The organism is Vibrio sp. 970 (assembly GCF_033339075.1).
On record NZ_JAWOTW010000031.1, the window covers coordinates 1 to 12,169 of the forward strand.

Consider the following 12,169-nt stretch of genomic DNA (forward strand, 5'->3'; position numbering starts at 1 on the left):
TCTTTTAGTTGTTGATTTCATAACACTCTCCAATTTTTTTGGGGGAAAGTGTCAACCTTATTTAGGACGGCACAATGTCTAATTTGAAAAAAAGCTGCCGAAAGGCGGCTTTTTTGTTATCGGTATTAAATTTCGTTACAACCAAACCACATTGTTCTTCGTGTCTTGATCTGCGTTCTTGTCCAGGTAGTGCTTTACTTCTCCATCATAAAGTAGAATAAAGCACTTCCCATTTAGGTAACTCCCCACGAGGTAGTGGTTTCTCGGAATGGTATAAACGATTTTGTGACCTTCATCATCAGAACACAGCGCACACACATCCATTATCTTTAGGCGCCTTACACCTATAACGTTGCCCACTTCCATAAAGCCGCCAAAAGGGATGGCTTTCCAGTCGCCATTAGTTGTTAGCACCGATACGTTATCCTCAGTGCTGTCGCAACTGCATGGACCATCAGGACCGATTCGGCAGATGTGATGTCCTACTAGGCGTTGAATTGTTTTGTACATACTTCAAATTAAGAGCTATGCTGTGTTTATATACAGTATAACTCTATGTAATCATGTTTCCAAACTCGTACAGGGAATATTATGGGATTAGCGACAAACATTGAAACGTGGCCGATGCCAGCGGCAATTGGTATGGCTACGGAAGGCATCAAAGCAAAGTATAATGACGGTTCTGGTGGTGGCGGTGGTTTCGGGGCTGCTGACTACCAAATGGCATCTCTAATTGATGGCGCAAAAGTGCTTTTAACGATTGATAGAATGCAGAAGAAAGCAGCGCATTTGGCCGATTGGAGCCTGTACGCTTACGCATCTCCGCTCTGGAACTCCAAAGAAAACAAGAAGCGCCTTGTGGAAAGTATTTTGAATGATTGGGTTGTTGTTTCATCTGAGCAAGGCATGATTGTTCAAAAGCGTACCTGCCTTAAAGTTAAGGCTCTCATCAGTACTATCGCTGGTAATATTGCGCTCGAGCAAATGGCTGGCGCTCAGACTCACTTCGATCATGATGGTATTCAATATACGCCCAGTGTTAGCCGTCAATTCTTAATCAAAGCGCTGGTGGAAGTAGATTGTAAAGACAAGAATATTGAGTCTGATGGGTTCAGAAAGAAACGCACTCGCTATTACCAAAACCACTGGTCTGAATGGGAAAAACACATTGAAGTGATTCGTACCTTGCTAATTAACTATGACAAGTCCGCGCGAAAGTTATTCAAAAAAGAGCTTGAAAATAAAAACGGGGCAATTTAATGTGTATATATCCATTATGGATAAGTACACAGTATTGAAAATAACCGCCACTTAGGCGGTTTTTTTGTGTCTATCATAAATTATCGAAAACCTCGCCTTGGCGGGGTTTTTTCATTTTTATCCAAGCAAAAGGGCACTCCAGTAAGGGGGTGAGTATGCGTATGAACGAAAAGATATCCAGCGCCCTATCTTATTTTTGGAATGGGGTAATAGGAGTGTTTGGATCTATATCTGCAGACGGTTATACGGTGCTGATTGCTTTGGCTGGCATGCTAATTACTGCCTGGATTAATAACTACTGGCAGAAAAAGCGTTTTGAAAAGGACTATGGCGATGAAGCACCTTAATTCTGCAGTCAAGATGTTAGCAGCCGCAGGAGCTTCGGCTCTTATTATGGCGACAGCAATGGTAAAGCCAATGGAAGGTGTTCGGTATACTCCTTACATCGATGTCGCTGGCGTTCAAACTGTTTGTTACGGACATACAGGAGCAGGCATCATTTCAGACAAAGTCTACTCACAAGCCGAGTGTGATGAATTGCTCGAGTCTGACTTGGCTGATGTTAAGCGAATGGTCGACCCGATGATTCACGTTGATATCCCTGAGACGACACGAGCAGCTCTTTACTCTTTCACGTTTAACGTTGGCATTGGCTCATTCTCACGCTCGACGTTACTAAAGCTGCTCAACAAAGGTGAGCTGTATGCAGCATGTGACCAGCTTAAACGATGGGTGTATGCAGCAGGCAAACCGTGGAAAGGATTGATGAACCGACGAGATATCGAGAGGGAAGTATGCCTAATGCAAAGCTGACAGTATGGGCGACAGCTATTGCGGTAGTAGTGGTTGCGACACTCTCGGCAGCATTGTTTGTGGAAAGCAGTCGGGCTGATATCGCTGAAAGCCAGCTAACCTTGGTAAAGAGCGAGATTCAGGGCTATATCGCAGCGCTACACCAGCAGCGAGTTCAAATTCAATCCTTCAACCAATTGGGAGAGAAGCATGCAGCAGAGTTATCCGCAGCAAAAGAAGAGATTGATCGTCTTAGCGATAGTCTCAGCACTGGCCCTAAGCGGGTGTATGTCCAGGCAGATTGCCCAGCAGTGCCCGAAGTCACCAGCACCAGAAGCATGGGCAATGCAAACACCCCAAGACTTGGAGCCGCAGCTGAACAAGATTATCTACGTCTCAGGCGAATGATGATTGAGAACGAGCAGCAGACAAAGTATTTGCAAGATTACATCAGGACTCAATGCCTAGCAGAAGATCAATTATGATCGCGGGTCCTTTCAGGCACCCTGAGCGACCACGGGGGCTCGACCTCGCAGAAAAGCTCTCGTTAAAAAATTTTTTATTTTTGGAGGTTTCCGGTTTCCGGTCAAAAACCATGAATGAGCGAACTATTCAACCCGAGCAAAAAGTTCACGCAGTTGGACATAGCGACGCTTCTTGGCATCTCATCTAGACAGGTCCGAAACCTTACGCAACAAGGGGTTCTGCCTGTCGCCAAAGGGCGAAATGGTATCGATCCTCTTGCGTGTATCCATGCTTACATTACCTATAAATCGCAATCAAAAGCCTCCGATTCAAAACCGGAAACCGAGCAAGAAGATGAGGAAGCGTTTGCGAAATTAGAACGCGATCTCAAGTTAGAGGAACGGCGCGAAAAGTTGGCGATGCTAAAAGCCAAGCGCGTACTGTTTGAAAAGAGTTACGCACCAATAGACATCATCGTCGACACCTTGGAACAGGTATGCGCCAGAGTGGGCACACGCCTCGACACCCTCCTTCCGAAACTAAAGAACGCATGGCCCGACATGCCACCCGAAGCGGTGGAAGTTCTAGAGGCCGTGATTGCTGCTGTATTAAATGAGTGTGCCGATGTTCAACCAAACCTCTCCGATTACATTGACAGCGATCCAGACGAAAGTCCGTCGTGGCTTGATGGGGATGAGGAGAACAATCGCCATCAAGGGAGCGGAGTGGGCCAATAAGCATTTCCGGTTAGCCGCTGGTTCTTCTCAGGAAGAAGGCTTTTGGGAAACACTGCCTTTGCAGGTTGTGCCACTCAACATGATGTGCAACCGCGCTATATCCGAGCTGACCATGCAAAAGTCGGCTCGTGTTGGCTGGTCCAAGTTGGTCATAGCAGCAAACTCTTGTCTGCATGCTCAGTTCAAAACCAACACCGTGATTTACGTACCGACAGAGAACGACGCAAAAAACATCTCTGTCACCGAAATTGATGCTGCTTGGCAGGAAATGCCAATCATGCACCAAATCTTCCCAGCCTTATTCGCTAAGGACCACCGAAACACCGTTTCCTACAAACAGGGAACAGGCTGGTCGCTGCATGTCCTAGGCACATCCACACCGCGAAACATGCGCGCTCTGACTAAAGGCGCGCTGTTCGGTGATGAGATTGACGGATGGGATTGGGAGGTCGGTAAAGAAGGTAACCCTATCGATCTTGCGAGAATGCGTTTGGAAGGCGCCGCTTTCCCGATGGCAAGGTGGGGAACCACACCAACCAATACAGGCGAGTCGCACGTTGAACGCCTAATGGCAAAGATGGAGCTGACTTTCCGCTTTTCTCTGCCATGCCCACACTGCGGAACCGAGCAGGTTTTAGAGTGGGGCAGTAAAGAAGATAAGCACGGCTTCAAGTGGGACAACACTCAGCCAAGTATCGAGAAAAAATCAAAGACGGTTTATTACAGCTGCGTGCATTGTGACGACCCTATCTACTACAAGCACCTCTACAAGATGGAGCTTGCAGGTCGTTGGATTGCTGAAGATGGCACATGGACACGCGATGGCCATGAGTTCTTTGATATAGACGACAACCCAGCGCCAACGCCAAGCAGCGTCGGCATTCACATTTGGTCAGGATACAACACCAAATTGAGTGCAGGTTGGCGTGGCATAGTGCGTGACTTCCTCAACAAGAAAGACGACCCAAGTCAGCTCAAAACGTTCGTCAACCTAACGCTCGGTGAGCTTTGGGATGGTGAGAACGGAGAGAAGCTAGATTGGGAGCATCTCAAGTCGCGCCGTGAAATATGGTGGGCTGAGAGTCGCACCAGTAACCCAGTGCCTGAGCGAGCCGTGGTTTTGACCGGAGGCATTGACACTCAGGATGACCGCATCGAGCTCTTTGTGTGGGCGTGGGGACCAGGTGAGGAATGTTGGCTTGTTGAGCACATCGTTCTTCTCGGGGATTTATCGAGCCAAGTATTAAAGGATGCCGCCGGAAAAGCGCTGTATCGGACCTACAAAAAGCGCAGTGGCCAAGTGATGGACGTTCAGCTTTGGTGTTGGGACGCCATGGGCCATAAAACCGATGACGTTTACCAGATGAGTCGAACGCACGGCGTGATGTGGGTGATCCCAATCCAAGGTGAGAACCAATACGGCAAGCCGATACAAAACTTCCCTCGCAAGAAAAACAACAAAAAAGTCTACCTCACTAGGTTAGGTACCGACGGTATCAAGCAACGACTTTACAGCCGTTTAGGTTTAAACCCAAAAGGTGATGAACCTGTGCCTGGATGTGTTCACTTTCCACTGGATGATGACATAGCCGGTGATGAGTTTTTCAAGCAGCTCTGCTCAGCCAATAAAAAGTTGGAACATGACAAGTCAGGGCGACAAGTTTGGCGATGGGTGAAGCAATACCACCCATTTGATGAAGCGTTAGACGGATGGGTGTATGCGTATGCGGCACTCAACATTCTCACTCAACGGTTCGGTCTCGAACTGGAAGAGCCGCAACCCCAACAACCTCAAGAACAACCACAAACATCCGGTCTCAGCATCGCTGAATTAGCCGCGAGATTGAAAGGTGGATCAAGATGACAAAACAAGAAATGTTGCAACAGGCCGAAGCCGCCTTTCATAGCTTGCAAACAGGAAAGATGGCGGTTTCCGTACAGAAAGGAGATCGCAAAGTTGAATACAGTCGAGCCAACATCCATGAACTTCGCGCCTACATTGATGACTTGCGTGGACAGTTAGGATTGAGCTCAGTTCGTCGTCGCGGCCCAGCAGGAGTTTCATTCTAATGACACACACCGGACTACTGGCTGCAGATGGTCAAACACCATTAAGAGATGCGGTGTATCGAGCTGGCGGTTCAGGGTTTGGTGGCCAGATGAGCGATTGGAACCCACCGTCAAAATCGGTAGACGCTGCTTTCTTGCCTGTCATGAAACAGGCGAACGCCAGAACAGACGATGTCACGCGCAATAACGGTATTGCTGCAAACGGCATCCAGCTACACAAAGACCACATCATTGGCTCTGAGTTTCGCCTCAGTTACAAACCAAACTGGCTATTGCTCGGTATCGATCCAGACAAAGGGTTCGTGCGTGAAGTGGAAGCCATTTTTCGTGACATCGCCGAAGACCCGAACTGCTTTATCGACGCAGAAGGTCGCCGCACGTTCACCATGATGATGCGAGAGGGCATTGAAACGCATGCTCACACGGGCGAAATCATGGCGAAGCCCGAATGGATAGACCGTCGGCATTCGCACTTTTCAACCTGCATTCGCATGGTCGCGCCACGCAAGGTTAACAACCCCAACTACATGATGGACAAACCCCATCAGCGTGGTGGGATGCGCTTCAATCGACATGGCGAAGCCATTTCCTACTTCATTGAAGAAGGAGCCGATAACTTTGGCTCGCCAAAGAAATGGCGTGAAGTACCGAAGCGTCTACGCTCGGGACGCATGGGGTTCTTGCATATCTTTGAGCCATCGGAAGGTGGGCAATGTCGTGGCGTGAACAAGTTCTTATCGTGTTTAGAGCAATTGAAGATGCTCGACACCTTACAGAACACCACGTTACAGCGAGCGATTGTTAACGCCATGTACGCCGCCAGTATCGAGTCAGAGCTTGGAACGGACCAAGCGATGGAGTACTTGTTCGGTGCGCAGCAAAATGGCGCGGTCGAAAAGATGCTAATGACCTACGGCGATTACTACGCCACCAACGAGGTCAAGTTCAACGGCGTCAAACTGCCTCACCTCATGCCAGGTGACAAAATCAACCTGCACAGCGCAGGGAATGCTGATAACGGATTCGCGGCCTTGGAGCAATCCATCATCCGCTACGTTGCGGCTGGATTGGGCGTGGATTACGCGCAGCTGTCGCGCAATTACGCGCAAATGTCTTACAGCACCATTCGTGCTTCGCACAACGATTCATGGCGTTACTTCATGGGTCGACGAAAAATCATTGCTAACCGATTCGCCAGCCAAATCTTCGCACTCATGTTCGAAGAAATGATCTTGCGTGGCTACATCAAGCTGCCAAGCAAAGCGCGATTCAACTTCTACGAACGCCGCAACGCTTGGACCAAGTGTGACTGGATTGGCTCTGGTCGACTGGCTATTGATGGATTGAAAGAAGTCAAAGAAGCCGTACTGCGTATCGACTCAGGTCTATCGACGTATGAGAAAGAGCTCGCGCTACTCGGTGAAGACTATCAAGAAATCTTTGATCAACAGTTGGCAGAGATGGAAGAGCGCAAATCGAAAGGTTTGCCACCGCCAAGCTGGATGAAGCTACAAGCGTTAGCACCGGATAACCCAAGCGAGAGTTCAAATGAATAATTTACAACACCTAATCAGCAACACATTCAACAGGCCGCTCGCCTTAGAAGCTGGTTACGCTCGGGTATTTTTCTCGGCGCTCAGCCAACGTCTCGGCAATGTGGTCCAGATAACCGACACCGAAGGGCAAGTCCTGCGTGAGAACGACATGAAAAAAGTCGCTTCTGGCTTTTCTCGGACTCGTAGCAGTAACCGCAGCTATCAAGTCTCTCAGGGTATTGCCATCATTCCGATTGATGGTTCGTTGGTTCATAAGTATGGCCACATCAAACCCTACTCGGGGATGACAGGGTACGACGGCATTATGCACCGCTTGCGAGCAGCGGTCGCAGACCCCGAAGTCAAAGCCATTTTGCTGGATATGAACACACCGGGCGGCATGGTCGCAGGTTGTTTTGACTTGGCCGACAAAATCGCAGAGATGCGCAAAATCAAACCTATCTGGTCCCTCGGTTACGACATGCACTGCAGTGCAGGCCAAATGATTGCGAGTGCGTGTTCAAGGCGCCTCATAACTCAAACGGGCATCGCAGGCTCGGTGGGCGTGATTATGGCGCACACCAACATCGAGAAGATGCTGGATCAGCAAGGCGTGGAAATCACCCTTGTGACGGCAGGTGACCATAAAGCCGATGGCAACCCTTACCAATCTCTGCCGAAAGAGGTGCGAGAGAAATGGCAATCCGAAGCAGAGAGCACACGTCAAATGTTCGCAGGTAAAGCCGCCGAGTACATGGGCGTCGACATTAAAACCATTCTATCGACTGAGGCGCAGGTCTACGAAGGCCAAGCCGCAGTGGATGTTGGCTTCGCAAACGAAGTCGTCAACGGTCTTGATGCGGTTCAGATCATGGCTGAACAGTTCAAGAAACAACAAACCACCTTTGATATGGGAGCCGCTATGACGGTGCAAGCAGAACAACAACCAGTCGCAACGGGTGAGCAAGGCAATCCACAACAAGCCGCCGCTCCAGCGACTCCGCAAACTCCAACTGAAGAACAGCAATCTACTCCAGAACAGCCACAAGCGAGCGCGCAAAGTGATGAGTCCACGGACCCAGCCACAAAAGAGCGTGAACGCTGCATGGGCATTATTGGCCTAGAAGAAGCCAAAGGGCGTGAAGCGCTCGCGCAGCAACTTGCCAGTAACCCAAAAATTAGCGTCGATGAAGCCAAGGCCTTACTTGCTTCAGTACCAGTTAGTGCCACTGCGCAAAACGAGTCGGCATTAATGGCACTGGCCTCAGAGCACGGTGAACCTCTTGGTGATGATGTTGGTTCCGGTGATGTCACCGAAGAACAAAAGAACATCAAAGCGCTAGCGTCTTCATACACACGCATTTAACAAGGAAACTCGCATGTTAGAACAAACAGAATACACACCAGATGAGCTGTTTATTAGCGCACCAGTCACGGCGCGAGCAACCATCAAAACGGGCGTATCTTTTCCTGCTCGAACCCCATTAATGGTCGACGCGACTGACGCCGCCACTTTGGTGGAATGGGACGGTACACCAGGCAAAGCCATCGCTATCTCGGCTCGTGATGTGACGAATACAGGCAGCGACCAAGAATCGACAGTTTACCTACAGGGTGGCTTTCGTATCGGTTTTGTGAACTGGCCAGATACGGTCACAACCAACAAGCAAAAACGCGCTGCTTTCCTTGGCAGTCCAGTTTTCGTAGACGACGAATACTAATTCGTCGTTTTCTTTGAATTCAGAAAAAAAAGAGCTTCTTATGCCTGATAATTACACCACTCGCGAACTGCTTGGAGCCATTCAAGAAGCAGGGATTCGTCGCGACAACTTCTTCATGCGCTTCTTCTTCCGTGAGATGTATACCTTCGATACGGAAAAAGTCGACCTCGACATGATCCCAAATAAAACCAAGATTGCAGCATTTTGCTCACCGATGATTGGTGCCGCAATAGACCGCAATCAAGGCTTTAAAACCTCAAGCTTTAAGCCTGCATACGTGAAGTCAAAACACGCAGTAACGGCAAACCAAAGCGTTAAGCGCCGACCAGGCGAGCCAATCACAGGCTCTATGTCGGCAGGTGATCGTCAAAACGCGATTGTGATGCAAAACCTCGACATCGAAGAGCAAGCGGTTCGTGACCGTGAAGAGCTGATGTGTGCCGAGATGGTCTATGACGGTAAAACCGTGATCGACAGCCCTTACATTGATAAGCCTTACGAAATTGATGCAGGCCGAAATGCGGACAACATGATCACGCTTCTTTCGGCGGCTCAGTGGGCGAATAAAGACTTTGCTACCTACGACATCGTTGGTGACATTGAAACTTGGGCGGCGATTTCTGAAGGCCTGACGAATGTCATCATTACCGATCCTAAAACGTGGGCGTTGATGCGCAAATTCGAGAAGTTCAATGACGCGCTGGAAACTCGCCGTGGCTCTAACTCTCAGCTGGAAACCGCGCTAAAAGACTTAGGTGCAACGGTTAGCGTTAAAGGCAATCTTGGCGATGTCACCATCATCGTGGTGGATGAAGAGTACATCGACCGTGACGGCACAACGAAGAAAGTTCAACGCGACTTCACGTTGATTTTGGCGCATACCGAACTGCGCGGTGCGCGTCTGTACGGTCAAATCCAAGACTTATCCGCTCAGCGTGAAGGCTTTGATGAAGCCGAACGCTACGTGAAAGATTGGACGGAAAATGGCGATCCAGAAGTTCGCTATACCAAAACGGAAGCCGCCCCTGCGATGTACCTCATTGACGTTAACAAAGTTGTTGTCGTCAAAGTCGGTTAATCCTGACCACCACTAACGAAAAGCAAAATGGGTCCACGGACCCATTTTAACTTTGGAGCCAATCATGAGCCGAAAAGAAAACCTGAAAAAACGTGTTGATGAGCTTTGCAAAGAGCTCGGTATTACTGAACCGCAGTATTCAGACAAAACGACCGAACCTCAGCTAAATAAAGTCATTGACGATTTGGAAGCCAAGTTACCAGACATGGACGAATCCGATGATGAAGCACAGTCGCAAACGCAAGGAAATGACGCTAACCATACTGCCGGTGATCAAAGCGAACAAACCGAGAGTCAAACCAGCGAACAATCGGAAGTGCTTATCGGTGCTGCGGTCGAATTACCCGATGATGCCACGGTTCTAGACGATGGTGAGCCGCCAGAAGTCAATGCCGATGAAAAAGGCAATGTGCAAGTTCTCGTGGATAAGCCGTTTCAGTGTTTGCAAGGCCAAAAGACGGTGCTGCTCAAACGTGGCGATAAGCCGTTTTTAGATGAAGAAACCGCGATGGAAGCGGTGGACGCAGGCTTGGCTTATTTCGTCGCGACGATGTAAGGCAGCTTATGTTTGATAACGAATTCGACCAGTTAATGGAAGAGGTGGATAACACGGTTTCTGAAGCGTTTGGTGTTTGGGTGAAAGTCAATGGTGGAGAACCTATCAAAGCCATTTATGACGAATCCCTAAACCAGTTTGACGCTATGGCAGGCATCGCTCGCAAGCTGACATTTAAGAAAGCAGACAATGTCAGACCGAAGAAGGGAACACCTATCGAGTTCGTTTCCTCGGGCAGAAAGCTCACTGTCACCAGTGGCCCTTATCCAGAAGACGGAAATATTGTGGTGATCTTATGAATAGCATTGATCGGGAATTGGCGCTAGCCGTTAAAAACCTTTCCTCATTACAAAGTAACGCGGTACCGAAAGCCAGTGCAATGGCGATTAACCGTGTGGCTGCTCGAGCTGTTTCTCGGTCAGTGAAAGACACCGCAAAAGCCGTTCGTATCAAGCAAAAAGTTATTCGCCCTCGCGCGTCGATAACAAAAAAGGCCACAGGGAAAATGCCAGTGGCTTTTGTCAGAGTGCGCAGGTTCGATGTTCCTGCCATCTCTATCGATACGGCTAGAACCCAAATTCGGCGCAAGCGAGGGCAATACCAAATCAGCCGAGTTAACCGAGGCCGAAATGGTCGTTACCAAAAGCGAGAGTTATCCGGTAACACCGCCATTGTTGTCGGTCGGCACCGATTCGAGAATGCCTTCTTACAAAAGCTGAAGAACGGTCGTTGGCACATCATGCAACGTGTCTCGGATGCAAGGCACCCCATCAAAGTGTGCAAGGTGCCAATCGTGAATGAAATCACCAAAGCATTTAAAAAGCACAGCGATGAGTTGCTTCGAACGGACATGAAAAAAGAGCTGTCCAGCGCGATGAAGCAACAAATCCGCTTGGTTATTCGCAGAGAGGTTGGTCGTGGAAATTAACAACACTATACGCAAACAAGTCGTTGCTGATTTGAAAGCAGGGTTAGTCGATGAGACTGGCGAGTCAATCATCGCAACGTTTTTTAATGGCAACCCCAGATACATCGCGGTTCCCGAATTTGAAGCTAAAGAGAATGATACTGACATCCCTGCCATTTCAGTCTCCGTTTCCGAAGGTCAATGCGTTGAAGAAGATTTTGAAGAGATCACATGGCGCTCTGATCTGACTATCAGAATCTATCTGGTTGCAGACAACAACACGGAGCAAGAGCTCGACGCATTAGGTGAAGAAGTTCTCAAGATCATCACCAAACATTACACCGCCAACGGTCTTCTCGACCTCTGTAATCGTCAATCGTTTGGATACGCACAAGACGAAGAGCAGCCATGGGGAACGCTGGACTTGGCATTTACTATTGAATACACCGAAGAGGTTTAATCATGTCGGACCCAACTAAAGCTATCAAAGGCGCTGGCACTACGTTCTGGCGCAAAAAAGACGACCAAGAACTGCTTACTACTGCAGATTATCTTGATGACGCCAAGTGGGACAAGGTAGGCGGTATCAAAGAGCTTCAACCAGGTGAAATCACCGTGGAAGATGAAGAAGATAACTACCTAGACGACCCTGATGCGGACTGGGCAAAGACCACGCCAGGTCAAAAGTCAGCAGGCGAAACCAATTTAACGATCGTTTGGAAGCCAGGTGAACCTGGTCAACAACAACTTGTTGATGATGTCGAAAACGGAACGGTTACTGAGTATCGCTCAAAATACCCAAATGGGACGGTGGATGCCTATTCTGGCTACATCAACTCATTGGGTAAAGCGGTGACGATTAAAGAGAAAATCACTCGCTCAGTTAAATTCAAAAACGTTGGCAAGCCAAAACTCGCGGAAATGCTGATTGCTGAACAAGCCGCTGGCGCAGGAGCATAATCATGACCCAGCTTTTTTTGAAAACAAAAACCGTACCTGTCGATGACATAAGCGTCACCATCACTCAGTTGTCTGGTTTAGAAAGACT

Annotated in this window: 17 protein-coding genes; 16 read left to right on the plus strand and 1 reads right to left on the minus strand. The window is 48.8% G+C overall.

The window, feature by feature from the left end:
- Window positions 1-135 precede the first annotated feature (135 nt).
- A complete protein-coding gene (locus R7Q11_RS23835; RefSeq protein ID WP_225466774.1) occupies window positions 136-510 on the minus strand; it encodes a hypothetical protein in 375 nt (124 codons plus the stop codon).
- A gap of 81 nt (window positions 511-591) precedes the next feature.
- Between R7Q11_RS23835 and R7Q11_RS23840 the strand changes: the two genes are divergently transcribed.
- From R7Q11_RS23840 to R7Q11_RS23915, 16 genes are all read left to right on the plus strand, one after another.
- On the plus strand, window positions 592-1,260 hold the full coding sequence (locus tag R7Q11_RS23840; protein WP_213866497.1) for a hypothetical protein: 669 nt from the start codon (window positions 592-594) through the stop codon (window positions 1,258-1,260).
- 155 nt (window positions 1,261-1,415) lie between these two features.
- The gene (locus R7Q11_RS23845) at window positions 1,416-1,607 is read left to right on the plus strand and encodes a hypothetical protein (RefSeq protein WP_005376950.1); all 192 of its coding nucleotides are present in this window, start codon (window positions 1,416-1,418) and stop codon (window positions 1,605-1,607) included.
- The gene (locus tag R7Q11_RS23850) at window positions 1,594-2,073 is read left to right on the plus strand and encodes a lysozyme (RefSeq protein WP_213866498.1); all 480 of its coding nucleotides are present in this window, start codon (window positions 1,594-1,596) and stop codon (window positions 2,071-2,073) included. Before R7Q11_RS23845 ends, R7Q11_RS23850 begins: the two co-directional genes overlap by 14 nt.
- On the plus strand, window positions 2,055-2,537 hold the full coding sequence (locus R7Q11_RS23855; RefSeq protein WP_213866499.1) for a lysis protein: 483 nt from the start codon (window positions 2,055-2,057) through the stop codon (window positions 2,535-2,537). Before R7Q11_RS23850 ends, R7Q11_RS23855 begins: the two co-directional genes overlap by 19 nt.
- A 114-nt stretch (window positions 2,538-2,651) precedes the next feature.
- The gene (locus tag R7Q11_RS23860; RefSeq protein ID WP_140340513.1) at window positions 2,652-3,254 is read left to right on the plus strand and encodes a terminase small subunit; all 603 of its coding nucleotides are present in this window, start codon (window positions 2,652-2,654) and stop codon (window positions 3,252-3,254) included.
- A complete protein-coding gene (locus tag R7Q11_RS23865) occupies window positions 3,211-5,118 on the plus strand; it encodes a terminase gpA endonuclease subunit (protein ID WP_225466775.1) in 1,908 nt (635 codons plus the stop codon). Before R7Q11_RS23860 ends, R7Q11_RS23865 begins: the two co-directional genes overlap by 44 nt.
- A complete protein-coding gene (gene gpW / locus R7Q11_RS23870) occupies window positions 5,115-5,324 on the plus strand; it encodes a gpW family head-tail joining protein (protein WP_005424556.1) in 210 nt (69 codons plus the stop codon). The genes R7Q11_RS23865 and gpW overlap by 4 nt, the downstream gene beginning before the upstream one ends.
- Complete coding sequence (locus R7Q11_RS23875) at window positions 5,324-6,880, plus strand: phage portal protein (RefSeq protein ID WP_213866501.1); 1,557 nt, start codon at window positions 5,324-5,326, stop codon at window positions 6,878-6,880. Before gpW ends, R7Q11_RS23875 begins: the two co-directional genes overlap by 1 nt.
- Complete coding sequence (locus R7Q11_RS23880; protein ID WP_225466776.1) at window positions 6,873-8,225, plus strand: S49 family peptidase; 1,353 nt, start codon at window positions 6,873-6,875, stop codon at window positions 8,223-8,225. The genes R7Q11_RS23875 and R7Q11_RS23880 overlap by 8 nt, the downstream gene beginning before the upstream one ends.
- 13 nt (window positions 8,226-8,238) lie before the next feature.
- The gene (locus R7Q11_RS23885; RefSeq protein WP_005376958.1) at window positions 8,239-8,580 is read left to right on the plus strand and encodes a head decoration protein; all 342 of its coding nucleotides are present in this window, start codon (window positions 8,239-8,241) and stop codon (window positions 8,578-8,580) included.
- Window positions 8,581-8,620: 40 nt separating this feature from the next.
- The gene (locus R7Q11_RS23890) at window positions 8,621-9,658 is read left to right on the plus strand and encodes a major capsid protein (protein ID WP_005424539.1); all 1,038 of its coding nucleotides are present in this window, start codon (window positions 8,621-8,623) and stop codon (window positions 9,656-9,658) included.
- 64 nt (window positions 9,659-9,722) lie between these two features.
- The gene (locus R7Q11_RS23895) at window positions 9,723-10,214 is read left to right on the plus strand and encodes a hypothetical protein (protein WP_045545273.1); all 492 of its coding nucleotides are present in this window, start codon (window positions 9,723-9,725) and stop codon (window positions 10,212-10,214) included.
- A gap of 8 nt (window positions 10,215-10,222) precedes the next feature.
- Window positions 10,223-10,513 (plus strand): hypothetical protein, encoded by a 291-nt coding sequence (locus R7Q11_RS23900; protein ID WP_005376961.1) that lies wholly within the window; start codon window positions 10,223-10,225, stop codon window positions 10,511-10,513.
- Window positions 10,510-11,142 carry a phage tail protein gene (locus R7Q11_RS23905; protein ID WP_005376962.1) on the plus strand — a complete coding sequence of 211 codons (633 nt, stop codon included), beginning with the start codon at window positions 10,510-10,512 and terminating at the stop codon, window positions 11,140-11,142. The genes R7Q11_RS23900 and R7Q11_RS23905 overlap by 4 nt, the downstream gene beginning before the upstream one ends.
- Window positions 11,132-11,581, plus strand: coding sequence for a phage tail terminator protein (gene gpU, locus R7Q11_RS23910; RefSeq protein ID WP_213866503.1), 450 nt, complete (start codon window positions 11,132-11,134; stop codon window positions 11,579-11,581). The genes R7Q11_RS23905 and gpU overlap by 11 nt, the downstream gene beginning before the upstream one ends.
- A 2-nt stretch (window positions 11,582-11,583) precedes the next feature.
- Window positions 11,584-12,081: a phage tail tube protein gene (locus R7Q11_RS23915; protein WP_213866504.1), complete on the plus strand. Its 498-nt coding sequence runs from the start codon at window positions 11,584-11,586 to the stop codon at window positions 12,079-12,081.
- Window positions 12,082-12,169 lie beyond the last annotated feature (88 nt).